Below are 26,172 nucleotides of genomic sequence, written 5' to 3' on the forward strand. Positions count from 1 at the left end.
CAGGCGATGTGTCAGTGGGTGAGCGGTTGGAGCTGGGGATATGAAACCGCCGTTTCTGCCTCAACGCCACATCTCCCGCAGAACCGGCTGGTTGCTGCGCAGGGGGTGATGCGACTGGTAGAGCTTCAGGCGTTTTTTGGATTCATTGGTCTCCTCGCTGTCCTTGGGAAGCGAGTCGAGATGGCGTTGTTCGAGCCTGATGGCTTCAGCGTAGGCCTGCGCCTCCGCATGAGCCGCAGCGTGAACAACAAGGACGCGATACATTGTGCCGTTGTCATCCCCGATTACGAGCCTAGCCAGTTGAAGAGCTTTTTGCCCGTCACGGATCGACGCATCAGGGCAGGTGGCCAACAGCCAGGCGAGGTCGAGAAAGTGCAAGGTGTAACCTGGAGTCGCCTGCATTCCCTTCTCATAGTCAGCGAGTGCGGCGCGATAATCTCCCTTGGCGTGGTGGGCACGTCCGCGAAGGTCAAAGTTCACTCCTTCTGGCGAGGACTTCACGGCGATGTCCAGATCAGCGATGGCTTCATCGTATCTGCCCATTTCATACAACGCCATGCTGCGAGCACGGCGAATGTTCTCGTTGGAAGGGGCAAGCCGCAAGGCTTCCTGGTAGCCTGTGAGTGCTTTCTCATATTGTTTGAGAGCTGCGCAGGCATTTGCCCGGTTCAGATGAAATCCCATCTCGCCTGGATGAATCTTGATCGCCTCATCATAGACATGGATTGCTTCCTCATAGTCGCCTCTGTCCCATTTGGCATTAGCCGCCTGGAGGAACTCTTTTTTCGTCTTTGGCGACCCTGAGAGCTTGTTGATCAGCTCGTATTCAAAGGACAAATCAGCGAATCGGCCATCTCCAATCTTTGTATTGGTCACAGTCAATACGCCCATCAGCCCGCGAGACGTTCTGAACAGGCATGACACCGGCCACTGGCCCTGAATGAGCGTCTTCTCGTCATTGGAAACCACCAGATCACTTGCCAGTTCCCGTGCGCGATCGGCGGAGAACCTCCATCGTAGGTCGGTGTCAGACCAAGCACTGAAAGCGCATTGATGGGGGCGGATGTAAAGCGTGTCAGCCTCTACGCGGACGCTGAAATCAAATCCACCTGCCGCATTGGCTTTTTCAAGGTCTGCCTTGATCTCCTCGTCCTTGGCTGCTCCTGCCTGACGGACTTCGAACACCTTGTTTCCTGCAAACTGGAAGTGCGGCTTTATTCCGGTTGCTGAGATACGGAGTGTTTTGCGGTTAGGGTCGCTAAACACAGGTTCGCTCTTTGAGTGCACCGTTGGATCTGTTGGCTCGCCTGAGCGATTCTCCACCTCCTTTGGCCGGGCTGTCGGCTGCGAATCGGAGTTCATTGAGGCCTGGGTGGCTACTTCGGCAGGCGTGAACCCAGCGCGGAAGGGGCCATGGATTTGGATCTTGCCATCACTGGTTAGCATCATCCTTGTTTCCCCAGGCTGGGCTACGAGTTGCTTGCCGGGGCCAGATGTGAGGCTCGGCAACTGGGTGAATAGGAGCTTGCCAGACTGGGCATTCCAACGGGCGTCGCCGCTGCTGACATGGGTTGGCTTGCCGTCAATGATAGGCTGCCCCTGATAGGTAACTGGGCCTGATGCTTCGATGTCGCCATTGGGCTTTCGCTCCACCCGATCCGCGAACAGAAAGCCTCTATCGAGAATCTCTACCGACTGACGACCTGTCCGAGGGGTAGGGGGAGCTGGCTCTCGTGCTGCAGGTTGTTCCATCACCGCCACCACAGCTTTCTCCTTTTGCATGGAATCGCTTCCAGCGGGAGCCCTGGAAGTGTCTGGCACTTTAGACTGCTTCGACCACTCGACATGAACCGCATTGGGCACAGGTGGCAACAAAGACGCCACGCCGCGGATGATGAAGAACAACGTAGCTACAATGATCAGGCTCCTAGTAATAATCGGCCACCAGCCACGCGGTTTGGCATTTGGTGGAGGCATTGCGGTTGTTTGTAGCAGGCTGGGATTAAGTCCCAACTTTCGGAGGATCAAGGCACTCCACATGAGCCAGACCGCGCCAGCCAGTGCAACGACGCTGGCTGGGAGCCAATAGGTATTCACGCTGCCCCTAATGGCACTTCTGACCACCATCTCTGCCTTTCCAGCCCCGGTGTAAAACATCGTCACTGCCCCAAGCGCACAAAGTCTGAACCAGCATTTGAACCACTGGACACTGCCTGTCGCCGCCCAAGATGCCGCATGTTTTCGCGCGAGGAGGAGGCCCGACCATTTCTCCAAGAACGCTCTAGATGGCCTCAATATCCAATACGCCAGCACCAGCACAATACCGCTGCCGAGCCATTCCTCCCAGCAAGGGCGAAGCCCATAAACCACAGCCCACACGATTGCGAACCACCACGGAGCAAGCAGAGCCATCGCTGCTTTGTTGGCGGTGATGACGTTCGAGGGCGCAGGAGCAGATTGATTGGAGTCAGCGGCCGCCGCCTCCACCTGCGTGCGAAACTCCGCCGCCGTGGCGAATCGCAGCTCGGGTGTCTTCTCCAAGGCTTTGAGCACGATCTCATCAATGCGGATGTCCACCTGCACGCGTTTCGAGGGCGGGGTGATGTCTTCCTTTGGACGCTCGCCAGTCAGCATTTCGTAAAGCACCACGCCGAGGCTGTATATGTCCGCGCGATGATCGGCGGTGCCGTTGGCTTGCTCGGGGGCCGCGTAGTCGGGGGTGCCGAGCGGGAACGTAGCCCGACTTTCCAAAGTCGGGTCTTCTACGGCCGAGGGAACGAACTCGGAAGTTCGTTCTACGATCTTCGCGATGCCGAAGTCGGCGATCTTTACCGTGCCCGCTTTGTCGATGAGCAGGTTCTCCGGCTTGATGTCGCGGTGGACGATGCCGTGGTCGTGGGCGCATTGCAGGGCTTCACAGACGGGCGGCACGATGCTGAGCGCTTCCTTCGGTGTGAGTCGCTTGGTTTGGAGCAATTGGCGGAGGTTCACGCCATCCACGAACTCCATGAGCAGGTAGTAGAAGCCGCCCGCCTGCCCGAAGTCATGTACACCGACGATATTCGGGTGATTCAGCACCGCGAGTGCATGAGCTTCCTTTTCAAACCGCGCGGCAAACTGCGGATCGTCCGCACGCTCCGGCGCGAGCAGTTTCAGAGCGACGAGGCGATTCAGCGACTTCTGCCGTGCCTTGTAAACCACGCCCATGCCGCCGCGGCCGAGGCATTCGAGGATTTCGAGCTGCGGGAAGCGGGGAGCGAGTTCTTCGGGCGTGAGCGGCGGTGCCGCAGGCGTGGCATCGTCAGGCTGGGTGGGCTGCATCAGCTCAGCCATGAGGTCTTTGGCCGAGAGCCCCTCCAGCAGGCCCTGAGGGCGTGCGGTGGAGTCCGTGGTGGTGGAAGAATCGCTCATGCCTGTGTTCTGATGAATCGACGGCGAATGCTTACACCCATTTTTATCCACCGAGTGCCTCAAAGAGGATTTGCATCTCGTCGGTCACGCTGACGTCATCCTCCAGAGTGCCGGCAATTTCCGTCTTCATGCACTGGCGGAGCTGCTTTTTCATGCGGTGCAAAGCCACACGGAAGGCTTCAATGCTCATCCCACAGGCCGTCGCCGCCGACCCCTGATCTCCGTAGGCCGAGTCTCCGGTGAGGAACGGCCGTGCCTGGTCAAAAAAGCGCACTTTGCCTCCCGACAGACATTCCGCACGCAGGGCCTCCAGGCTGCGCTCCAGCACCGTGAGCGCCCATTGACGGTCAAAAGCGGCATCAGGTGAGATCACGCTGCCGTCGCAAAACTCGGCCACGCTTTCCTCATCCATGGAGATGGTCTGCAAGCCTGCGCCCCGCTTCAAACTAAGCTGCATCTCCCGCTGGCGTGAGACAAAGTGCTTCACGGAACCGAGCAGATAGGAGCGAAACCGCCCCCGCTCCCGGTCCGCCGAGTCCATGCTGCCTCCTTGGAGCATCATGGCAAAAAACGCATGGCTCATGTCCCGCGCCGCGTCCGCATCCCGCAGCACATGACGGAGGTAAGCCACCACCGGCTCGTAGTAGGCATCGCAAAGGTCCGCGAGCGCCCGCCGCCCATCTTCCGAGTCCGCCTTGGCAAGGCAGACCCGCGTCCATCGGGTGGTGTGAAACGGCGAGGGCGGAGAGACGGGCATGGTGTGTCGGCTGATGCTGCCACAGATGCCTGACGTTTTGCACGGGAAACGTGACAGCAAAGTTTGCCGCCGCAGAAAGTCATCGGACGGATGGCACCAGCTTGGAGTCAAACTGAGAGCATCTGGTGGAAAAGACTGCATTGCTTGTCTTTTGCGATGCCGCGGCTGGAAGGGCGGGAAACCGGCGTTTTCTGCGCTGTCATCGTCAACCTAACGGACCCCAACATGAACACCCGCCGCCACTTCATGACTGGCCTCGCCGCCGTCTCCGCCATTCATGCGCGGACTGCGCTCGGCTCGCAGGCGAACAGCCGCGTCAAAGTCGGCCTCATCGGCTGCGGGCAGCGTGGGAACCTCATCGCGAACCTGTTTCGTCAAAACGGCTACTGCGAGGTCGCGGCGGCGGCGGATTACTTTCCTGATCGTGCCGAGGCCATCGCGAAGGAGCATCAATTTGGCCCGGAGCACACGCACAGCGGCCTGAAGTGCGCGGAGAACCTCATCGCGAAGGGCGGTGTGGATGCCGTGGCCATCATCAGCCCGCCGTGGTTTCATCCCGAGCAGGCAAAAGCCGCCGTGGAGGCCGGATTGCACGTCTATCTCGCCAAACCGATGGCTGTCGATGTGCCGGGCTGCCAGTCCGTCGAGGCGAGTGCTGCGAAAGCGAAAGAAAAGGGCCTCACCTTCCTCATCGACTTCCAGACGCGCACCGATCCGCATTTCATCGAGTGCATGCGCCGCGTGCATTCCGGTGTGATGGGCAGACTGGGGCACGGCGAGTCCTCGTATCACGCCGGACGCCTCGGCGCGAAGGGCGATGACAAGACCGCCGAGGGCCGCCTGCTGAACTGGGTCTTCCACAAAAACCTCTCAGGGGACATCATCGTGGAGCAAAACATCCACACGCTCGATGTCTTGAACTGGGCCATGAACAACGCCGCGCCCACCCGCGTCTCCGGCATGGCAGCTCGGCTCATCCGCACGGATGTCGGCGACAACAGCGACACCTACTCGCTCGTCTATGAATACCCCGGCGATATCGGCATCACCTTCAGCAGCCGCCAGTTTGAAAGCCGCAGCGGCGCACCCGGCGGCATCGTGAACCGCATGCACTATGAAAACGGTGCCCTGCTCACCGAATACGGCGGTCTCACCATGATCCGCGGGCCGAAGGAGGTGTATTACGCCGGTGGCAAAAGCCCCGGCATCTACAAGGATGGCATCATCGCAAACATCGCCACCTTCCAAAAGGCCATCGCGGCCAAGGACACCTCGAACAGCACCATCACGCCGAGCATTCGCAGCAATCTCATCGCCATCATGGGCCGCCTCACCGCCGAGCGGAAGACACCCGTCACCTGGGATGAACTCATGGCAAGCCCCGCGATGCCTGCGCCGGACCTGGGAGGTTTGCAGACGTAGTCCACGGCAGGCGGTTTGCATCCACTCCGGTGGGAATGTTGAACCTCCTCCTCGACTGCTCTAGTCTGCCGCATGGGCCAGTTTGAAATCATCGAGTTTTATCTCAGCCTCGTGCGCCGGGCGCAGGAGCGCGGCATCTGCTGCGCCATCACCAGCGGCATGGCCTGTGTCGCCTATGAGGTGGCGGATGCGACGAAGGACTGCGACCTGCTTTGCGATCCCGACATGGACCCGGCTTTTCTGGAGCTGCTCGCGGACAGCCCGCTCGGCGATTCTCCATGCCAGTACCGCGGCAATATCAGCCCACCGCTGGATGCCCGCTGGCATCGTGGCGGCTGGACGAGCCACTTCGAATGGCCAGGCACGGAGGCGTATCTGGATGTCTTCGGCATCGCACCACGCGCCCGCAGCCCGTGGCAGCAGGAGATGCAGCCGCCCTACGCCCACCCGCATGTCGTGGCGGACATGAAGCGCACCACCCGGGACAAGGACTGGCCGTTCATTTCCGCGCTCGGAGTCAAACTCGTCGAAAGCGGCGATCCTCGCGGCTGGCTGCACATTTATGATGAGGAGAGAATGAAGGATTTGAGGGCCAGACATCCCGACATCCCGGAATCGTTTCTCAAAGCACGTCCTTTGCTGCGGCTGTTGTTGGAGGATGCCTCTGCGCTGGCTCCTGCGCTCAGAATCGAGCGTCTATTCTGGGAGCAGTTGTCAAAACGACGTGTGAAGGAGTATGAGCATGCTTTGCGTCCCTATTTGGTCGCCGTCAGAAGAGCCTTGGTCGGGAAACAACTGTCCCTGATGGAAGACCACGCCTTGAGGGTGGCGTGCGCCGAGGAGCATCTCCCGCAGCGTCCGCTCAGCGCCTCTGCCCTCGATCACATGATCGCAGAGGCCCGCGAGGAGGCCGTGCGGTGGATGAATCCCGGATTGGAACGCTGGCTGCCGGATGTGATTCCGAATTTCTCTTTGCTCATTCCGGGACTACATTCCGTGCCATGAACTCAGTCCGTGAATCAGCTTCCAAACTAGATCCCTCCGTCTTCGAGGAGCACCTCCGCCGCCAGTTCGGCGACGAGATCGCCCGTGTGAGCAAGCTGCCGCTCATGGAGCGCTACCGCTACGTCGCCTGGATGATCGACAACGGGCGCAAGCATGGCGTGAAAAACAGCCGCGTGCCCCGCGGCGTCACGGAGTGAGGCCTCTTCACGCCGGCAGCATACAGAACAGCAACAGGAGGCCACCTTTCTGCCAGCCGCTCCGATGAAGCGGCTCCGCCACGCGCGTTTGAAGTCATCATCATGAAACGCCGCCGCTTTCTCCAAACCACCGCCGCACTCGCCGCCTGCGCCGCACAGGGGGCGGACAAGCCACGCATCCGCTTTGGGGCGTGCGATTGGACACTGAAACTCGCCACGAATCCCGACTCGCTCGATCTCGCCAAACGCATCGGCCTTGATGGCGTGCAGGTGGACTACGGCAGCGAACCCACCAGCAACGGCCTGCTGCCGCTCTTTGATGAGGCTTTGCAGGATCGCCTGCTGCAACGCGCCGCGGACACCGGCGTCGCCATTCCATCGCTCGCCATGGGCGTGCTGAACAAACACGGTCTGAAAAACTCGCCCGAGGCGCTGCGCTGGACGCTCGAAGGCGTGAAGGTGGTCAGGCGCATGAAGACGCCCGTCGTGCTGCTCGCCTTCTTCGGCAATGGCGACCTCCGCAACGACGACGCGGGCACTCAGGCCGTCGTTGCCGCGCTGAAAAAGCTCGCGCCGCTCGCTGCGGATGCCGGGATCACCTACGGCATCGAGTCGTGGTTGAAGGTGGATGCCTTGGAGCGCATCCTCGACGCGGTGAAGTCGCCCTTCATCCAGGTCTATTACGACGTCGGCAACATGCAGAAGGAAGGCGAGGACTATGCCGCCGCCATCCGCCGACTCGGTCGCGAGCGCATCTGCGAGACGCACGCCAAGGACTACGCCGACCTCTATGGCAAAGGCAGCACCGACTTCATCCAGGTGCGCGATGCTTTGCGGGACATCGATTACACCGGCTGGATGCATCTCGAAGGTGTCAAAGTCCCCAACGGCATCGAACAAGACATCGGCTACGATTTGAAATACCTGCGCGGTGTCTTCGGCTGATGGATGGCCGGACTCTCCCATTGGATCGAATTTTAGACAGCTGACCTCTGCACATGATTTGCGCGGCGTGGCTGCCGCGCTTCATTCAGCGTCCATACATGAGCAGCCCAGACACTCCATCCTCCGATCTTCCTGACATGCGCCGGCATTACACCCGCGCGATCCTCACACGGGAGTCGCTGCTTGCGGATCCCATCGTGCAGTTCGAGGCCTGGCTGAAGGACGCGGTGGATGAAAAGGTGATTGAACCGAATGCAATGACCCTGGCGACCGCATCACCCGATGGCCGTCCGCTGGTGCGCACGGTGCTGCTGAAGGCGCTCGACCAGCGGGGTTTCGTGTTCTTCACCAATCTCGAAAGCCGCAAAGCCGCGCATATCACGGCGAATCCGCACGTCTCGATGGTGTTTCCATGGCTAGCGCTGGAGCGGCAGGTCATCATCACCGGCACGGCGTCGCGCATTTCGACCGCGGAAACGCTGAAGTACTTCCTCAGCCGCCCGCGTGACAGCCAGATCGCCGCCTGGGCCTCGGCGCAGAGTCGCGCCATCTCGTCACGCAAGGTGCTGGAAATGGAGTGGGCGAAGATCAAGGCGAAGTTCAGCGCTGGCGAGGTGCCGCTGCCGTCCTTCTGGGGCGGTTTCCGCGTGGAACCGGCGACAATCGAGTTCTGGCAGGGCGGACCGCACCGGTTGCACGACCGGTTTCAATACACACGCGATGGGGACGGCGGGTGGAGTGTCGAGCGTCTCGCGCCATGAATTGACTGCTTGGAATGACGACACTGGCAGCGTTGGGCTGAATGGTTTCTGGATCTGGGACCGTAGGTTTCACTGATCCCGTTTCTCCAGTGAAAAAGCTCCTCCAGACCGCCCTTCTCATCAGCCCGGCCTTCGTTCTGGCCGACGATCTCGAGTTCTATCGCGATGTTTACCCCTTCCTGAAAGGGAACTGCATTTCGTGCCACAACAAGACGACCACGAAGGCCGATCTGAACATGGAGACGCCGGAACTGATGATCAAAGGCGGTGAGTCGGGGCCGTCGATCATCCCGGGCAAAAGCGCCGAGAGCCTGATCGTGGCCGCGTCGTTGCATGCGAAGGACATGGAGATGCCGCCGCCGAACAACAAATCGGGCGCGGTGAATCTCACGCCCGAGCAGATTGAAACGCTGAAGCTCTGGATCGACCAGGGAGCGAAAAGCACGAAGCCGCAGGAACGCACCATTGTGCTGCAGGCCTTTTCGGCGAGCGTCGATCCCATCTACTGCCTCGCCATTTCGAAGGATGGTCGTTACGCGGCCTGTGGGCGCTCAAATCGCATCTTTGTCTATGATCTCGCCACGCGTCAGCTGGTCGCGCAGGTCGGCGATCCAGCGGAGAAAAACGGAGCGGCACACCGTGCATTGGTGCAGTCGCTTTCCTTCAGCCCTGATGGCACGCGGCTCGCGAGCGGCAGCTATCGCGAAGTGAAGCTGTGGAAGCTCGACATGGCAAAACCGGCGGCGAATGCCCCGAAATCGTCGTCGTCACCAGCCAGCCCTGATTTGGTCAAGAAGATCGCAACAGCGGGCAAGGTGGTCATCTTGAGCAGTGCGATGTCGGCAGATGGCAAACAGGTCGCCATTGGCTGTGACGATGGCTCCGTGCGCATCTGGGATGTGGCGACGGTGAAGCCCGTGATCGAACTGCGCGGGAGTCTGGCCGCAGCAAAGAAGATGGCGGAATTTGACTGGACCATCGCAGCACAAACGCTGGAGCAGTCGTTTCAGAAGAGTGAGATCGCCCGGATCGAGTCCCAGGACAAGGCGCTCGACATCCTGCTTGGCAAGGCAAAGGAAGCCATCACCACGATGAGCAAAGTGCTGCCCGAGAAGCAGAAAGCCGTGCCGCCAACCACCGAGGCGAAGAACACCGCGCAAAAGGCAGTCGATGAATTGACCGCAAAACTTGCCGGCAAGAAGGACGTGGCCGTCGAGAAGGAACTCAAGACCGCGCAGGACAAGCTGATCACGGTCAAGATGACGGAGGTTTCCGCCCTGGCCGCCGTTTCCGCTGCCGAGAGCAACGTGAAGGATGCCGAAGACGATGTGAAACGCATCACGGCTTCAAAGGCGGCCAATGCAAAGGCTGTGGCGGCCGCCAATGCGGCCATCGCTGCTGCCAAGGCTGCCCAGGACAAGGCTGCGGCGGAACTCGTGGCATTGAAGCAGTCGCTGACCAAAAGCTCCGTCAAACCTGTCGCCGTGAGCTTCTCAGGCGCCTCCCAGCGGGTGGCCTCGATGTTTGAAGACGGCACGCTTCGCGTTTGGGCGGCGGCGACTGGCACACCGATCGAGGAGAGCGGAGCAAGCACGGCCACGACGACGATCACCTCCTCGCCCGATGGAACTTTCACCGCCAGCAAGTCAGTCACGCAAACGGCCGGCACGGCACCGCGGTGGACCCTGGAGCGCAAAATCGATCAAAAGGGTCTGTTTGCCGACCGTGTGAACGCCGTGCGTTTCAGCCCGGACGGGAAGACGCTCGCGACCGGCGGCGGCGAACTGTCACGCAGCGGGGACATCATTTTCTTCGACGTTGCGACCGGAAAAACCACGCAGACGTGGAAAGAGAAGCACAGCGACGTGGTGCTTTGCCTCGATTTCTCGCCCGACGGCAAGAAGCTGGCGTCCGGAGCCGCAGACAAGATCGTGCGCGTCTCGGAGACGGCCACGGGGAAGCAGTTGAACCTGCTCGAGGGCCACACGCATCACGTCACCAGCGTGGCTTTCCGCAATGACGGACGCGTGCTGGCCACCGCAGGCGCTGAAGGCACCGTGGTGACCTGGGACATGATCATTGGCGAGCGCAAGAAGAAGATCGAAGGCTGGACGAAGGAAGTGACCTCGCTGCAATTCATCGGCGCGACGAACCAGATCATCACCTCCGCTGGCGACAACCGCGTCCGCATCGTCAACGACGAGGGCACCGAGATCCGCAACATCACCGACCTCCCTGACTACATGCAGGCCGCCGTCAGCACACCAAATGGCGGCATGCTGATCGCCGGTGGCGAAGACAGCCTGCTGCGCGTGTGGGATGCCACAGGCAAGGCAGTGGCCTCGTTTGGCGCGAAGTAGGCCGCGCTCGACAATCCGGCGGCGTTCATGCTAAAACGGCGGCATGAACGGGCGAACGATTCTCTCTTGCTTGACCGCCATGGTGCTGGCGGGATCTCCTGTGCTCACCGCGGCACCCTACGTGGAGGACGTCGAGTTCCTGCTGCGTGAGTTTGAGGCGAAGGCCGGAGCTTTGATGAAGGTGAAAGGCATCGACTGGCCTGCGGTGGCGGAGGAATTCCGCCAGGAAGCCGCCAAAACAGCAACGGATGAGGCGCACCTGCGTCTGGTCGCCCGCCTGACGGGTTGTCTGCGGGACGGACATGCGGGTATCGTCAAATCGAAGATCCAGTGGCCGGATGAGTCGAAGGGACGGCGGTTCACCGGCCCACGCGTGGCATTGATGACCCTGCCGGACCGGGTGCTCGTGCGGGCCGCCTTCAAAGATGCGGCCGAAGCCGGACTGCATGCCGGCCAGGAAGTGACACGCATCGACGGCATCCCAGCGCTCACGTGGCTGACGAAGAAGGTGGAATCCCTGCGGGAGCGCGGCCAGGGCTTCTCCACGGAGCAGATGGCGCTCTATTCGGCCTGCCACTGGGGGCTGGCGGACTATGAGGGCACGCGCATCACTTTTGAGATCAAAGATGCCAAGGGCACCGTGCGCAGCATCGAACGCACCAGAAACGGCGGCCCGAACTACGCGCCGTTCGGGCCGCTGTTTCCGCCGGAGAATCTGCAGTACATCGGACGGCAGTCATATGGACGCACTCGCCACGGCCTCGGCTACATCCATCTGCGCGATGTGCCGGAGAATCTGCCCACGCAGTTGCAACAAATGATCGCCACGCTTGGCGAGGTGTCGGGATTGATCCTCGACATGCGGGCGAATGGAGGCGGCGGTTGCGACCACGAGGCGGTCTTCGGCCATTTTCTTGCCAAAGGGCAGCGCTGGCGGGGCTACGAGGGCAAGTATGACGGCGGCTACACCGGGCCGCTCGTGGTGATCGTGGATGCCGGCGTGCGTTCGGCAGGCGAGACGATCGCCGGCATGTTCAAGGAGGATGGCCGCGCCTACATGATCGGCGAATCGGCCACAGCGGGCATGTCGTCGCAGAAGGCGGAGGTGACCACGCCGAGCGGTCTCTTCACGATCCGCTTCTCAGTGGCCAGCAACAAGGGCCGCTTCAACGGCGGACGCGGGATCGAAGGCATCGGCGTGCCGCCACACGAAGTGGTTCTTCCTTCGGCACAGGATTTATTGTCTGACAAGGACACCCTCATTGAACACGCGGCCGGGCTGCTCAAGACCGGCTTTCCCAAAGGCGCGGTGCCTTATCAGGGCGTGAATTCACGCTGATCGGCCTCACAGTCGCAGATAAACATCCGGGCGGTGGCCCGTAGGTTTCACCGAATGTCCTCCATCATCCAGCCCCCTTCCCTCGTCCGCTGCGCAGGTCCGCTGACGCGCCGCAGTTTCATGCAGTTCGGTCTTTCCGGCATGGCGACGCTGAGCTGGCCCGGTTTGCTGAAACTGCGCGCTGAAAACGCTGCCAAGCCGAAATCGGAGCGCAAATCCATCATCATGGTCTGGCTGCCGGGCGGACAGTCGCACATCGACACCTACGATCCGAAGCCGGACGCGAGCAGCGAGTATCGCGGCCCCTTCAAAACGATCAGCACCAAGGTGCCGGGCACCATCTTCACGGAGCTGCTGCCGATGAACGCGAAGATCGCGGACAAGTTCACCATTGTGCGCTCCATGAACCAGTCGGCGGGTGGTCACCCGGCCGGAACGATGCAGATGTTCTCCGGCGACAAGGACACGCGCGACAAACCGAAGCCACGTCTCCCCGACTGGATGTCCGTGGCGCATTACCTGCGTGCCAAGGAAGGCGGTCGCGCCAATCCGCTGCCGAATTACATCGGCGTCCCTGCTGCATCGCCGGAATACTCCAGCCCAGCGTATCTCGGCGATGCCTACGCGCCCTTTGCCGTCAGTGATGATCCAAATCGTCCAAACTTCCAGGTGCCGAACATCGGTCTCGATGACGAAGCCGAGACCCGCCGTCTGAGCGACCGCCTCGCTCTCCGCCGCAGCCTCGACAAGATGGAGCGGGCCTTCGATCGCGAAGGCGAACTGGGTGCGCTGGATGAATTCGAAGCCCAGGCCGCCACGCTGCTCACGAATCCGAGAACGCGTGATGCTTTCGACCTCAGCAAGGAAGAACCGGCCACCCGCGACCGTTACGGCCGCAATCGCTGGGGCCAGCAGCTCCTGCTCGCCCGCCGTCTCGTCGAAGCCGGTGTGGAAATCGTCACCAGCAGCCTCAGCGGTCCGCTTTGCGGTCGCGTGAACAACTGGGACGACCACGCGGTTAACCAGCATCAGTTCGAGGCCCTGCGCTTCCGCATGCCCACGTATGACCGCTGCGTGTCAGCTTTGATCGAGGACATCTACGCCCGTGGCCTCGACAAAAAGGTGCTCGTCGTCGTTACGGGTGAATTTGGTCGCACGCCGAAGATCAGCTTCGATCGCAGCACTGGCGCGGGCGACGCCAGCGGCCCCACCGGCACCTTGCAACCCGGCCGCGACCACTGGCCGCGTGCCTTCACGAACGTCTGGGCTGGCGGCGGCATCCAGACCGGCGGCATCATCGGCGCCAGCGACAAACGCGGCGAAGACGTCGTCGAACGCCCCTGCAACGCTGCGGACTTCCTCGCGACGATCTATCACCACCTCGGCATCGACTACCAAAAGGTCACCATCAACGACCTCAACGGCCGTCCGGTGCACATCGTCGAGAACGGCCGGCCAATTGCCGAGCTGATCGCGTGATGGGATGATGACTCGTCTGTTCTGAACGCGTAGAAGGAGCCATGCAATCTCGCCTGGCTCTCTCACTTGCTTGTTCTCTCACCCTCGCGGTCGTTTCTGCGCAGGAGATCAAAGACGGCCAGTTCGCGGTCACTTCGAACTTGAGGGCCGGTGTGGCGAAGATCGACATCACACCACCCGATGCCGCAGAAACCAAGATTGCCGGTCATGTGCGCCAGGTCTCAGGCGTGCGCGATCCGTTGCGCGCCGGCGTCTTGATCCTCGACGATGGCGAAACAAAGGCCGCCATCGTCACCATGGACACCATTGGCGCGTGGGATGACATGGTAAAAGACGCACGCACGAAGATCGAGACCGAAACCGGCGTGCCCGCGGCAAACATCCTCATCGCAGCCTCCCACAATCACTCCGGGCCCGGTTATATCGAAAACATGCGCTGGGCGGCCGATTTGATCAAAAAGCTCGGCGCAGCGGCCAAGCAGGCCGCCAGCGCGATGAAACCGGTGAGCGTCGGCTACAGCGAGGACCGCATCAGTTTCGGCATCAACCGCCGCAAAACCTACGATGGCCGTGCGGTCGTCAGTTTGAACCCTGACGGGCCGAATGACCCGCGTGTGAAGGTCCTGCGCTTCGACGACGGCACCTCCCTCACGCCGCTGGCCGTCATCATGCATGCCGTCTGTCATCCCTGCTTCTTCACCTGGGGAGACAAAGGCTCGCAGCCGTATCCCAAAGGCTATCCCAGAATGAGTGCTGACTTTCCCGGCGAGGCGCAGACCTTTGTCGAGATGTGCTACGCGCAAAAAACGAGCGCCTTGTTCATGCAAGGCTGCGCGGGTGACATCCGGCCCAATCTACCCGGCTACCCTTATCGCTGCGCCGATGAAGCCGACATCCAGTGGGCTGGCCGCGATCTCGGCGGTGCCGTCGCTCGTGCGGCGTCCTTCAGCGTCACTCGCGAGCAACTGCGCAAACGCCAGACCTACTACCCGCTCCGCGTCGCCAGCGAAGTCATCGAGATTCCCGGCAAAGAAGGTCTCGTGCGCTCCGAACTCATGGCGATGAAGATCGGCCCCTTCCTCCTTCTTACCATGCCCGGCGAGCCGATGGTCGAATACGGCTTCAAACTCGAAAAGGCCATCGCAGACCGCGCCACGCCCATCATCATCGGCTACGCGAATGGAAACATCGGCTACATCGCCACCGCCGAGGCTCACACCGTCGGCGGTTACGAGCCGAACCTCTCTAAACTCAAGCCCGAGGCCGAGCCGATCATTTTGAAGAAGCTCGGTGAACTTGCCGATCGTGTCGTCGGTGATGTGTTTGCTTCCTTCTCCAAGCATCCCAAGGACATGCAAAAACGCGAGGCGGAAGAAAAGGCCCGTCTGGAATCCAAATCGGCCACTTCAACCCGCTAGACCCCGCTAGACCTCTCTTCTCTTCGCTCTCAGCCTTCTGCTCTCCGCCTTTCCATGAACCACCCGCTCGTCTCCTATCCCCAGCTTCCCGACACGCCCACGTCTCATCTGCCCTTCAGCCCTTGCGTGGTCGTTGGCGATCTCATTTTCGTCTCCGGCCAGGCTTCCGTGGATCAGCAGGGCAACATCGTGACCGACACCTTTGAAGGTGAGTTCCGCCGCAGCATCGAAAACGTGCGCAAGGTGCTCGAAGCCGCCGGCAGCGACCTCGCTCATGTCGTGCAGACGCGCAATTACGTGCGTGATGAGGCCGACTTGCCGCTCTACAACAAGCTCTACCGCGAATACTTCCCGCAGCCCTCGCCCGCACGCACCACCATCACGAACTGCCTGCCGCCCTCGCTCAAATACGAGGTCGAGGCCGTCGCCGTCCGCAAACCTCAGTGATCGCCATGAACCACGACGAAAGCGCCCGCCGGGCCTACTGGACGGAGCAGATGGAGGCGGGTTACGCCATCGTACAGAAGCTCATCAAGTTTCCCGTGAACGAGTGCGGTGAACGCTTCGCCTCGATCCCCGATGCCGCGGCCGCCGCAGGCGTGGAGATGCTGTTCTCCACCTCAAAGATCGCCGGCGATCTCGACCGCGTTTACTTCCTGCGCGAGAGCCTCGTGCGTGATGTCATCACCATCGGCCGCGAGATGAACGAGCGCGGCTGGATTTTGAAGATCGAGGACGGCTTCCGCTCGCTCGACATGCAGCGCCAGCTCGTGCGCAAGCCTTCTGTCTTTGACACCGTGCTCAAGAAGACCATGTGGGAGCTCGGCGGCCAGATTCCCACGCCGGAGATGATGTTCCGACGCGCCATCGTGCTGACGGCGAACATGCCGAAGATCGGCGCGCACATGTCCGGTTCAGCCATCGACATCTCCGTTTTCCATCGCGATGACGGCACGGAGGTCTGGCGCGGCCATCCCTATCTCGAAATGAGCGAATGCACGCCCATGCGTTCACCGTTCGTCGCGCCGGAGCATGTCGCCACACGTTTGGAAATCTGCGCGATGATGGAGAAGCACGGCTTCATCCACTTCCCGTTCGAGTTCTGGCACTTCGACAAGGACGATGCCGGCATGCACATCCTCACCGGCAATCCCGCGCCCTGTCACTTCGGCCCGGTGAACTGGGATCCGCGCACCAACGAGGTCACACCGGTCGAAAACCCACTCACGCTGCTCAATCCTCTGTCCGTCATCGAAAGCGAAATCGCGGCGGCCTTGGAGCGGGCAAAGAATTGAGATTGCGGAAACAACCAGGTCACACTCCGCCAGTCATCAACTCATCGAGATGCCGCTGCCGATACGCGGCGGGAGTCAGCCCCGTGTGGGCACGGAAGGCGCGGGTGAAGGCGCTCTGGTCGTAGAAGCCACATTCGAGGGCGATGGCTCCTGCGGTGTGATCCGTGGCGATGAGGTCCTGGCAGGCGGCATGGACACGCTGGCGGATGAGGTAGCGCATGGGAGGCTCGCCGAGCAGCTTGTGAAAAAGGCGGGTGAACTGCCGTTCCGACAGATGCGTGAGCGCGGCGAGCTGTTTCGTCTCGATGGGCTCGCGAAAGCGCGTGTGCAAATGGCGCAACGCCGGTTCCAACTGCTGGAAGGGTTGCGCCACGCCGCCAACTTCGTGCATGTCGTAGAGCACAAGGGCGACGCCGCAGATGTGTCCGCGCGTATCCCGCAGCGGTGAGACGGAGACGACATACCAGTTCAACGGGCCGCTGATGTCAGGCACCATTTGAGAGTAATAGGTGCGCGTCTTTCCGGTGCGCATCACACGCCGGTCCTCGTCCACGAAACTGGCCGCCAGCTCGCGCGGAAAGAAGTCACGGTCCATCTTGCCGAGCATCTGCCATTCATGCTCCAGGTTGAATATCTTCAGCGTGCGGGCGTTGGCACTGACGAAGCGGCTGTCCTTGTCCTTCGCCAGAAAAGCAATCATCGGCAATGTGGCAAAAAGCGCGGAAAGCTGCAGCCCCCCGCCCATGCGCTTGAGGAAAGCCTGCTGAAACTGCTGGGCTCGACGCTGTTCGCTCATGGCCGGAAAATACCAAAGGTTGACGCTCCCGGCCAATGCTTTGATCCTTCATGCGGCGTTATATTTGTCTCATGAAAAAGACTGCCGCCATCTTTGGAGCCAGCGGAAAGCTCGGTCGCCACGCGTTGGCGGTTCTGGCCCGGCGCGGGTTTGCGGCCAGAGCGCTCGTGCATCGCACGCCGTTGGCGGGCGGGAACATCTCCTCGGTGACCGGCAGCATCACGGATGCGAAGGCCGTGGACGAAACGGTGCGCGGCGCGGACATCGTGGTGCAGCTCGCCACCACGAAAGAGGACGCGGACACCTTCTTTGACGTGAGTGTGCGCGGCACTTTCAACATTCTCGAAGCCTGCCGCCGCCAGAACGTGAAGCAGTTCATCCTCTTCGGTGGCGATGCGGCGCAGGGCATCTGGTTTTATCCGCAGCCGGTTCCCATCGACGAAAATCATCCGCTCACGGCCTATCCAGGCTACTACGCCTTCTCCAAAGTGATGGAGGAGACGATGGCCGCGCAGTATGCGATTCAATATGGCGTGCCGATCACGGTGCTGCGCTCGTCGTGGGTGTTTGAGCACGACGATCTGTTGAATCACTTCTCGCTGCTCAACAACGTGAACCCAGCCGAGCCAGGTCACGGCTTTGGCGAAGTGAGCGAAGATGTGCTCGCGCTTGTGCGGGCCAAACAGGAGCGCATTCCCATCCTCACGGACGCGAACGGCGCGCCGCTGCGTCGGCACATCGTGCATGTCGATGACGTGATGCAGGCTTTTGATCGCATGATCGACAATCCGTCCGCATTCGGCCAGGCCTTCAACATCGCCGGGCCGTCGGCCTTCGATTACCGCGTCGCGGCGGATTACCTGTCCAAACAGCTCGGTGTGCCGACGGTGGAGATTCCGAACCCGAAGTATCACCCGTTTGAAATCAACATCACCCGTGCCCGCACGGTGCTCGGATACGCCCCGGAGAATGATTTCTTCCGCATGGCGGACCGTGCCATCGCCTCGCGCCAGTCATCCAGCCCATAAACAACCATGCGCCAGTTCCATCACATCGGTCTGCCGACGGACGAGAGTCATCCCGGCGAGTATTTCGTTGAAGACACCAAGGTGTGGGTCACAGACCCACGCAAACATCCCTACAAGGTCGAGTATCTGCGCTTTGAGCCGGATAGTCCTGTCACCGGCCCGGTGCGTGACCTGCCCCACGTCGCGTATCGCGTGGACGACATTCATGAAGCGATCAAGGGCGAGGATGTGATCCTCGAGCCCTTCCAGCCTTCGCCAAACTTCACCGTGGCCTTCATGCTGAAGGACGGTGCGGTCATCGAATACATGCAGTTCGAGAACGAAGACGATCTTCCCTGGAGGTAAAATTATGAACATCAAGGACAAGGTCATTCTGGTCACCGGCGGCACGTCGGGCATTGGCGAGGCGTGCAGTCGGCATTTCGCATCGCTCGGTGCGCGAGTGGTCATCGCATCGAATCAACAGGAACGCGGAGAAGCACTCGAAAAGGAGCTGCGCGCCGCTGGTCACGACGTTCGCTTCGTTTTCGCTGATGTGTCGCGAGAAGACAGCGTGAAGGCGATGGTGAAGAGCGCGCTGGATCACTACAGCCGAATCGACGGCGTGCATTGCAACGCCGGGGTCTGGGGCAAGGGGAAGGTCACGGAGTTTGATGACGCGGCGTGGGACAAACTCATGGGCGTGAACGTGAAGAGCGTGTTCTGGACCGCGAAACACGCCATCCCGGTGATGGAACAGCAAGGCCAGGGCGTGTTTCTCATCACGACCTCCGTGGCGGCGTTCATCGGCTTCCCGGCGCACGCGCTTTACTGCGCGTCGAAGGGCGCGCTCGAATCCCTGGTGCGCTGTCTTGCGGTGGATCACGCGGGCAAGGTGCGCGTCGTCGGCATCTGCCCCGGCACCATCGACACACCGATGCTCGCAGCGAGCTGCGAGGGCTGGGACAAACCCGTCGCCGAGCTTTACGCCGACGTCGCGCGCCGCATTCCAGCACGCCGCCTCGGCCAGCCCATAGACATCGCGCAGACCGCCGCTTTTCTCCTGAGCGACGATGCGGGCTACATCAATGCCACGTCCATCGTGCTCGATGGCGGCACGATGGCGCTGCCGCCGTGGTGAAGTGAATCATGACGAGAACCAGACGATGAAACCAGACCTCGCCAAATTTGAAAACGCGCTGCAACTCGGAGGCATTCGCACCGGCACGCTCGATTCGCCTGGCGCGGGCGGCGGTTGTGCGACGCGCGTGGCGTTTTTCGACACGGGCGCGGGTTTGCGTTTCACCGTCGCGCTGGATCGTGGCGGCGACATCGTGGACGCGAGCTTCAATCAGTTTGCGCTCGCCTGGCTCTCGCCGAATGGCCTCCTGCCGCCGAGTCCGGCGTATCACACGGGCATCGAGTGGCTGCGCGGCTGGGCGGGCGGACTGGTGACGACTTGCGGCCCGGAATACATGGGCGGTCCGCGCGAGGAGGATGGCGTGAGGACCTCGCTGCATGGCCGCTATTCCGGTCAGCCTGCGCGGATCGAGACTTTGCGAAATCCAGATCCGCATTTTGGCCGTCACGAAATGGAACTCGGCCTCGTGATTCGCGACTCGCGCTTCTTCGGGCCGGTGTTCGAGATTCGTCGCACGATCCGATGCACCCTTGGCGTGCCTGAGATTCACATCGAAGACGCTGTTACGAATCGCGGCGACATGCGCGCAGCGCATCACTGGCTCTACCATTGCAATCTCGGCTGGCCGCTGCTCGATCAGGGCGCGCGCTTTGTTTATCGCGGCAAGTCCGAATACTGGATCGTGCCTCCGCCGCCGGGGCAGGACATCGTGCAGCCGCTTTCTGCGGCGGCGATGAACAAGCTCAAGCGGGTGCCCGCTTCACTGCCCGAGCACGCGGGCATGGGCGAGCGCGGATTGATCGTGGACACGGCGGCGGAGCGCGATGGCTGGTGTCGCGTCGGCCTCATCAACGACAAGCTTAAGCTCGGCCTGGAGATCAGCTATCCGAAGAAGGCGCTGCCGCGCATGGCGAATTGGCAGCACTACGGTCCACGCGGCTCTTATGTCAGCGGCCTCGAACCGTTCTCCGGTTCCTTGCTGGGCAGCGCGCGTGACAAGCACAAGCTCGCGAAGCAGTTCGTCGAACCGGGCGAGACGAGAAACTACCAGCTCAAGCTCCGCGTGCTCGCGAGTGCCGGTGGTTTCGCCGCTCTGGGCAAATGCGACGGTCCCGTTCATCCCTGATATCCACCCTTACTCATCACACCATGAAAAAAGTGAAACACGGCATCCTCGGTCTCGGCTGGTTCGGCGAGAAGCATTGCGAAGCGCTTGCGGCGATTCCCAATGTCGAACTTTACGCGGTCTGCACGCGCAACTCCGAACGTCTGGCCGAAGTGGCAAAGAAGTTCGGCGCGAAGAAAATCTTCACCGACTACCACGCGATGCTCGCCGATCCTGAACTGGAGTCCGTGAGCATCACCACGATGTGGGATCAGCATGCCGCGCCCGCCGTCGCTGCGCTTCAAGCCGGGAAGCATGTCTTTTTGGAGAAGCCGATGGCTTCGACTGTCGCTGACTGTGACGCGATCGTGAGCGCAGCCAACGCCGCGAAGGGCTTCCTCATGGTCGGCCACATCTGTCGCTTCAATCCACGCTACGCCGCCGCGAAGCAGGAGATCGAGGCGGGGAAGATCGGCAGGATCATTTCGATGTATGCGCGACGGAATCTGCCCGCGTGGGTCGGTGCATCGGTGCTCGACAAAATCGGCCCGATCATCGGCGATGGCGTGCATGACACTGACTTGATGTTCTGGTTCAGCGGCTCACGCGCCGTGTCCGCGTATGCGCAGACGGTGCAGTTCCGCCAGCACGCCAATCCCGACCTCGGCCACGTCATGTATCGGCTGGAGAGCGGCGCGTCGTGCATTTTGGAGTCCGTGTGGTGCCTGCCGGACACGACGCCGTTTCAAATCGACGAGCGTCTCGAAATTGTCGGCACTGAGGGCTCGATCTCGATTCACGACACGCATCCGAATCTGATGATCGTGGACAGCAAAGGCACCCGCTGCCCCGACACGACCTACTGGCCCACGATCCACGGCCAACTGCGCGGCGCTTTGCGCGATGAACTCGCCTACTTTGTGAACTGCGTCGCCATCGGCGAGAAACCCACCGTCATCACGCCCGAGGAATCGCGCGAAGCTGTTCGCGCCTGCCTCGCCGCCGAAGAATCCGCCCGCACGGGTCAGGTGGTGAAAATTTGAAATCTCAACGCTCAAGAATTCTTTCCATGAAACCGAATCGCCGCCTCCTTTTCATCCCGACGATCACGGCTGCCAGTTGCAGTCTCTTCTTGTCCATCGTGGCGCTTCATGCCGCCGAACCGGCCAAGGGTGAGGCGAAACGAGCGGACCTCGGTGGTGGCGTGACGCTGGAGGTCATCTTCATACCGCCCGGCGAATTCATGATGGGCAGCACGCCGGAGGAAAAGCAGTGGGCTACGGGAATCGAAGGTGGCGCGCAGCCAGGGACGACGCGCGAGTCGTTCGAGGGCGAGCAACCGCGATTGACGCGCGTGAAGAACGGCTTCTGGATGGGCCGCACCGAGGTCAGCGTCGGACAGTTCCGGCGTTTCGTGGAAGAGTCCGGTTATGTGACCGATGCCGAAAAGCCCGGCGGAGAGACTCAGGTGTTCGATCCAGAATGGGATGGCTATCACGTCACGACGAAGGTCGTGCATCCGTGGAAATCAATGGCAGGCAAGAGCTGGCGTGATCCGAACTGGGGATTTCCGAACAAGGATGTCTTTCCCGTCGTGTGCGTGAGCTACAACGACATGAAGGCGTTTTGCCAATGGCTGACACAACAGGAAAGCAAAGCAGGCCGTTTGCCAGACGGCCTCGAATACCGTCTGCCCACGGAGGCGGAGTGGGAGCATGGATGCCGTGGTGGGAGCAAGGAGAGCCGCTATTTCTGGTGGGGAAATGAGATCGAGGAAGGCGAAGGCCGTCTGAACATCTCCAGCATGGATGTCCTGCCGGGCCGCACGAAAGCATGGCCGCTCGCCAAGGTGCCGTGGAGCGATGGTTTTCCTTTCATCTCACCCGTGAATCACTATGGCGAAAAGGGCCGCAATGGTTTCGGTCTGGCCGACATGTGCGGCGGCGTGTGGGAGTTTGTCATTGATCACTTCGACCCGAAGGGCGGGCACGAGGAGGTCTATTATGAAAATGCGGCACAACGCACCGTGTCACGCCCCGTGTGCCGGGGTGGAAACTACTTCGATGTTCCGGGAAACGCGCGCTGCGCCGTCCGGCTGGGAATCCGGAGCGTGACCTATTCCGACTCCCGCGACGGCTTCCGCATCTGCCTGGGCCGGCCAGTGCCCGGGAAATAGCCTGCATTTCTGCACACACCTTATGAAAAACCTGCTCCGCCTTCTTCTGTCACTGGCCTTCGTCGCCAGTGCTCACGCCGCCGACTGGCAGACGGTCCAAGTCCCCGGCAAACAAGATTTCACCGGCACCGCATGGCTGCGCGCCTGGGTGAAGGTGCATGACAGCTTCTTCGCGAAGCACGAGCGCAACTTGTTTGAAGAATCCGTCGGCGTGAACATCCGTGATCTCGCGGGCGCGCATGAAGTGTGGGTGAATGGGAGGAAGATCGGCACCGGCGGCGCATTTCCGCCGAACTACCAGAGCGCGGGAAGCACGCTCTTCCGCCACAAGGTTCCCGTCGGCACGCTGCGCAAGGGCGAGTGGAACGAAATCGCCATCCGAATGCATGTGACGTCCGGCCCTGGCGGCTTCCTCGGCGACGCGCCGTTCATCATGAACTACGAGCAGGAATGCATCTTCGAGGGCGAATGGGAATTCCGCGCCGACGATGACTACAAGCCGGGCGACGCGCTCGCACAAAAACCCGCGCGCGCGGCGTTCGACAGTTTCCACGAGTCGCAACGCGTGCTGGGCCGCACCGAGCAGGTGCATGGGCCGAAGCTGCCGCCGACGGAATCCGCGGCGAAGATGAACGCCTTCGATGGTCTCAAGGTTGATCTCGTGCTGAACGATCCACAGATCGCGCAACCCTTTCATTTCAGCTTTGACGAGCGCGGGCGCATCTGGGTGGCGCAGACGCGGCAGTATCCGTATCCAGCGGGCCTGACGATGCTGAGCCGCGACAAATACTACCGCGCGGTCTATGACAAGCAGCCCGTTGCGCCACCGAATCATGTTCACGGCGCGGACATCATCTCGGTCCACGAAGACACGGATGGCGACGGTGTTTACGACAAGCACAAGGTCTTCGCGGACGGCCTGAACATGGCAAATGCAGCCGTGCGCGGCCGCGGCGGCGTGTGGGTGATGCATGTGCCATATTTGATTTTCTATCCGGACCAGGACGGCGACGACGCGCCCGATGGTCCGCCCGTGACGCATCTCTCCGGCTTCGGATTTGAAGACACGCACGCACAGGCAAACGGCCTCGCGTGGGGACTCGATGGCTGGCTTTACGGCTGCCAGGGCAGCGGCACCTCCTGCCGCGTGCGCAGGCCCGGGCTCGATGCGCCGGATTCTCCCGGCGCGCATTTCGAGGGCTGCATGGTCTGGCGCTATCACCCGGAGACGCGCGCGTTTGAAATCTTCGCCGAAGGCGGGGGCAACACGTTTGGCGTCGAGATGGACGCGCAGGGCCGCGCCTACTCAGGCCACAACGGCGGCAACACGCGCGGCTGGCACTACATCCAGGGCGGCTTCTACCTCATGCAAGGCGTGACGCCCGGCAAGTTCGGCCCGCCGCGCAATCCGTATGCGTTTGGCGATCTGCCGATGATGGCCACGACCGATCCCGTCGTGCGCTTCACGCACTTCGGCGCGTTCGCCGACGGCAGCGCGATGCCGCCGGCGCTTGCGGGCATGTTGTTCGCCATCGATCCGCTGCACAATGAAGTCATCGCCAGCCAGCGCATCCCGCGCGGCTCGACGTTTGACACGAAGGATCACGGAGTGGTGGTGAAGAGCAGCGATGCTGCTTTCCGCCCCGTGTATATCGCGAACGCGCCCGACGGCTCGATGTTCGTCTCGGACATGTACGAGTTTTACATCGCGCACGGTCAGCATTACCAAAACCAGATCGATCCCACGACCGGACGCATTTACCGAATCGCGGGCAAGGATGCAAAGCTCGAGGCGGACATCAATCTCGCCGCAAAGAGCACGGAGCAGCTTGTCGCGCTGCTCGGCCATCCGAACAAATGGCATCGCCACATCGCCGTGCGTTTGCTTGGCGAGCGCAAGGATCCGAAGGCCGCGCCCGCGTTGAAGGCTGTGATCGCGAAGGACGCCGGTCTTGCCGCACTCAATGCGCTGTGGGCGCTGCATCAATCCAGCGGCCTCGACGATGCGACGGCGGTGCTCGCGCTGAAGCATGTGAATCCATCGGTGCGCTCGTGGGCCGCGCGTTTGCTCGGCGACGAATACGGCATCAACCGCAATCTCGGCCTGCCGCCCGCGCGCAAGGAAGCTCAATTGCTGCCGACCAATGTGTTCGATGCGCTCGTCGCGCAGGCCGCGGCGGAGAAGGATGCCGAGGTGCGCTCGCAGTTCGCCTGCACCGCGCGGCGCCTTGCCGACGTGCAGGCATTTCCGCTCGTCGGTGCCGTGATGGAGCACGACGAGGATGTGAACGATCCCTACATCCCGCTGCTCTGCTGGTGGGTGTTTGAGGCGCGCATTCCGTCTGCCACCAGCGAGGTGATGGACGTTTTCAAAACGCGCGCGCTGTGGGACGAGCCGCTTGTGATGCAACAGGTGCTGCCGCGTGTCGTGCGTCGTTTTGCCGTGGATGGGAAACGGCGGGAGCTGCTGCTCATCGCGCAACTCCTCAAGCTCGCGCCGGGAAAGGAGCAAGCCGCGCAGTTGCTCAAGGGATTTGAAGAAGCGTATCGCGGACGCGCCATGACCGGTCTGCCCGAGGAGTTGATCGCCGCGATGGCTTCGTCCGGCGGTGCATCGCTCGCGATTCGTCTGCGGCAAAGCGATGCCGCCGCCGTGAAGGAGGCGCTCGCCATCGTTAGCGACGCCAAAGCGAAACCCGAAGACCGCCTGCTTTACGCGCGCAGCTTCGGCGAAGTGCGCAGCGCCGATGCCGTGCCGGTGCTGCTAAAGGCCGCCACCACGGATCGCAGCACGGAATTGCGCAAGGCCGCCTTTGCCTCGCTCAGCGCGTATGACCAGGACAGCATCGCCACAGGCACGATCGAGTCTTTGCCCAAGCTCCCGGAAGATGCGCGCGCGGCGGCCTTCACGCTGCTTTCGAGTCGCGCGAAGTGGACGCAGTCGCTCATGGCAGGTTTGCAATCAGGCAAGCTCAGCCTCTCGCTCGTGCCGGGCGACATCGCGGATCATCTGCGCATGAACCGTGACAAAGCGATCAGCGAAGCGGCGGCGAAACTTTTCCCGAAAGCGACGACCACCGGCTACGATTTCAAGAAGAAGCTCGTGGACGTCGAGACGGCGTTGACGCGCGGCGCTGGCAATCCTTATCAAGGCGAGGCCACCTACATGCAGCGGTGCGCGAGCTGCCATAAACTCTTCTTTAAGGGCGGCGCCATCGGCCCCGAACTCACGACTTATCAGCGCGACAATCTCGGCACCATGATCATCAGCATCGTGAATCCCAACGCCGAGATTCGCGAGGGCTTCCAGTTCATCACGATCGAGACGAAGGACGGCCGCAGCATCGGCGGCTTCCAGGTGGATCGCGACAATCAAGTCACCGTGCTGCGCGGGCTCGACGGCCAGGATGTGACACTCGGCGCACAGGACATCAAAGCCGTCACTCCCATGGGCCGCAGCCTCATGCCCGAAGGATTGCTCGAAGGGCTCAGCGAGCAGCAGCTCCGCGATTTCTTCGCCTACCTCCGCATCTCGCATCCGATCACCAAGTAGCTCAA

Annotated in this window: 21 protein-coding genes; 18 read left to right on the plus strand and 3 right to left on the minus strand. The window is 61.4% G+C overall.

What is annotated here, in order from left to right; genetic code table 11:
- Positions 1 to 60: 60 nt before the first annotated feature.
- Positions 61 to 3,333: a protein kinase gene (locus tag IAE77_RS18595; RefSeq protein WP_294229720.1), complete on the minus strand. Its 3,273-nt coding sequence runs from the start codon at positions 3,331 to 3,333 to the stop codon at positions 61 to 63.
- Between the two features lie 121 nt (positions 3,334 to 3,454).
- On the minus strand, positions 3,455 to 4,168 hold the full coding sequence (locus IAE77_RS18600; protein WP_294229723.1) for a sigma-70 family RNA polymerase sigma factor: 714 nt from the start codon (positions 4,166 to 4,168) through the stop codon (positions 3,455 to 3,457).
- Between the two features lie 225 nt (positions 4,169 to 4,393).
- Between IAE77_RS18600 and IAE77_RS18605 the strand changes: the two genes are divergently transcribed.
- From IAE77_RS18605 to IAE77_RS18655, 11 genes are all read left to right on the plus strand, one after another.
- The gene (locus tag IAE77_RS18605) at positions 4,394 to 5,590 is read left to right on the plus strand and encodes a Gfo/Idh/MocA family oxidoreductase (protein ID WP_294229725.1); all 1,197 of its coding nucleotides are present in this window, start codon (positions 4,394 to 4,396) and stop codon (positions 5,588 to 5,590) included.
- A 72-nt stretch (positions 5,591 to 5,662) separates the two neighbouring features.
- Positions 5,663 to 6,595 (plus strand): hypothetical protein, encoded by a 933-nt coding sequence (locus tag IAE77_RS18610; RefSeq protein ID WP_294229728.1) that lies wholly within the window; start codon positions 5,663 to 5,665, stop codon positions 6,593 to 6,595.
- Positions 6,592 to 6,792, plus strand: coding sequence for a hypothetical protein (locus tag IAE77_RS18615; protein ID WP_294229731.1), 201 nt, complete (start codon positions 6,592 to 6,594; stop codon positions 6,790 to 6,792). The genes IAE77_RS18610 and IAE77_RS18615 overlap by 4 nt, the downstream gene beginning before the upstream one ends.
- 102 nt (positions 6,793 to 6,894) lie before the next feature.
- Entirely contained in the window at positions 6,895 to 7,737 is an 843-nt protein-coding gene (locus IAE77_RS18620) for a sugar phosphate isomerase/epimerase family protein (RefSeq protein ID WP_294229734.1), read from the plus strand.
- Between the two features lie 98 nt (positions 7,738 to 7,835).
- Complete coding sequence (gene pdxH, locus IAE77_RS18625; protein ID WP_294229739.1) at positions 7,836 to 8,498, plus strand: pyridoxamine 5'-phosphate oxidase; 663 nt, start codon at positions 7,836 to 7,838, stop codon at positions 8,496 to 8,498.
- A gap of 89 nt (positions 8,499 to 8,587) precedes the next feature.
- Positions 8,588 to 10,858 (plus strand): c-type cytochrome domain-containing protein, encoded by a 2,271-nt coding sequence (locus tag IAE77_RS18630; RefSeq protein ID WP_294229741.1) that lies wholly within the window; start codon positions 8,588 to 8,590, stop codon positions 10,856 to 10,858.
- Positions 10,859 to 10,901: 43 nt separating this feature from the next.
- Positions 10,902 to 12,197: a S41 family peptidase gene (locus IAE77_RS18635; protein WP_294229744.1), complete on the plus strand. Its 1,296-nt coding sequence runs from the start codon at positions 10,902 to 10,904 to the stop codon at positions 12,195 to 12,197.
- A gap of 54 nt (positions 12,198 to 12,251) precedes the next feature.
- Complete coding sequence (locus IAE77_RS18640) at positions 12,252 to 13,676, plus strand: DUF1501 domain-containing protein (protein WP_294229747.1); 1,425 nt, start codon at positions 12,252 to 12,254, stop codon at positions 13,674 to 13,676.
- 41 nt (positions 13,677 to 13,717) lie between these two features.
- On the plus strand, positions 13,718 to 15,094 hold the full coding sequence (locus tag IAE77_RS18645) for a hypothetical protein (protein ID WP_294229749.1): 1,377 nt from the start codon (positions 13,718 to 13,720) through the stop codon (positions 15,092 to 15,094).
- 54 nt (positions 15,095 to 15,148) lie between these two features.
- Positions 15,149 to 15,541, plus strand: coding sequence for a RidA family protein (locus tag IAE77_RS18650; RefSeq protein WP_294229752.1), 393 nt, complete (start codon positions 15,149 to 15,151; stop codon positions 15,539 to 15,541).
- A gap of 5 nt (positions 15,542 to 15,546) precedes the next feature.
- Positions 15,547 to 16,389, plus strand: a complete 843-nt coding sequence (locus IAE77_RS18655) for a M15 family metallopeptidase (protein WP_294229754.1) — start codon at positions 15,547 to 15,549, stop codon at positions 16,387 to 16,389.
- A gap of 19 nt (positions 16,390 to 16,408) precedes the next feature.
- Here IAE77_RS18655 and IAE77_RS18660 read toward each other — a convergent pair whose 3' ends face one another.
- Positions 16,409 to 17,185 (minus strand): AraC family transcriptional regulator, encoded by a 777-nt coding sequence (locus tag IAE77_RS18660; RefSeq protein WP_294229756.1) that lies wholly within the window; start codon positions 17,183 to 17,185, stop codon positions 16,409 to 16,411.
- 71 nt (positions 17,186 to 17,256) lie between these two features.
- Here IAE77_RS18660 and IAE77_RS18665 point away from each other — a divergent pair, with 71 nt between their 5' ends.
- Genes IAE77_RS18665 through IAE77_RS18695 form a run of 7 tightly spaced genes read left to right on the plus strand, consistent with a single transcriptional unit; the run spans position 17,257 to position 26,167 of the window.
- Positions 17,257 to 18,213, plus strand: a complete 957-nt coding sequence (locus IAE77_RS18665) for an NAD(P)-dependent oxidoreductase (protein ID WP_294229760.1) — start codon at positions 17,257 to 17,259, stop codon at positions 18,211 to 18,213.
- A gap of 6 nt (positions 18,214 to 18,219) precedes the next feature.
- Entirely contained in the window at positions 18,220 to 18,558 is a 339-nt protein-coding gene (locus IAE77_RS18670) for a hypothetical protein (RefSeq protein WP_294229763.1), read from the plus strand.
- A gap of 4 nt (positions 18,559 to 18,562) precedes the next feature.
- Complete coding sequence (locus tag IAE77_RS18675) at positions 18,563 to 19,333, plus strand: SDR family oxidoreductase (RefSeq protein ID WP_294229766.1); 771 nt, start codon at positions 18,563 to 18,565, stop codon at positions 19,331 to 19,333.
- 25 nt (positions 19,334 to 19,358) lie between these two features.
- Complete coding sequence (locus IAE77_RS18680; RefSeq protein WP_294229769.1) at positions 19,359 to 20,459, plus strand: DUF4432 family protein; 1,101 nt, start codon at positions 19,359 to 19,361, stop codon at positions 20,457 to 20,459.
- Between the two features lie 23 nt (positions 20,460 to 20,482).
- Entirely contained in the window at positions 20,483 to 21,481 is a 999-nt protein-coding gene (locus tag IAE77_RS18685; RefSeq protein ID WP_294229772.1) for a Gfo/Idh/MocA family oxidoreductase, read from the plus strand.
- Positions 21,482 to 21,507: 26 nt separating this feature from the next.
- Positions 21,508 to 22,614, plus strand: a complete 1,107-nt coding sequence (locus IAE77_RS18690) for an SUMF1/EgtB/PvdO family nonheme iron enzyme (RefSeq protein ID WP_294229775.1) — start codon at positions 21,508 to 21,510, stop codon at positions 22,612 to 22,614.
- A gap of 22 nt (positions 22,615 to 22,636) precedes the next feature.
- A complete protein-coding gene (locus IAE77_RS18695; RefSeq protein ID WP_294229777.1) occupies positions 22,637 to 26,167 on the plus strand; it encodes a PVC-type heme-binding CxxCH protein in 3,531 nt (1,176 codons plus the stop codon).
- Positions 26,168 to 26,172: the final 5 nt, after the last annotated feature.

It is taken from the genome of Prosthecobacter sp. (genome assembly GCF_014879935.1).
GTDB lineage: Bacteria > Verrucomicrobiota > Verrucomicrobiia > Verrucomicrobiales > Verrucomicrobiaceae > Prosthecobacter.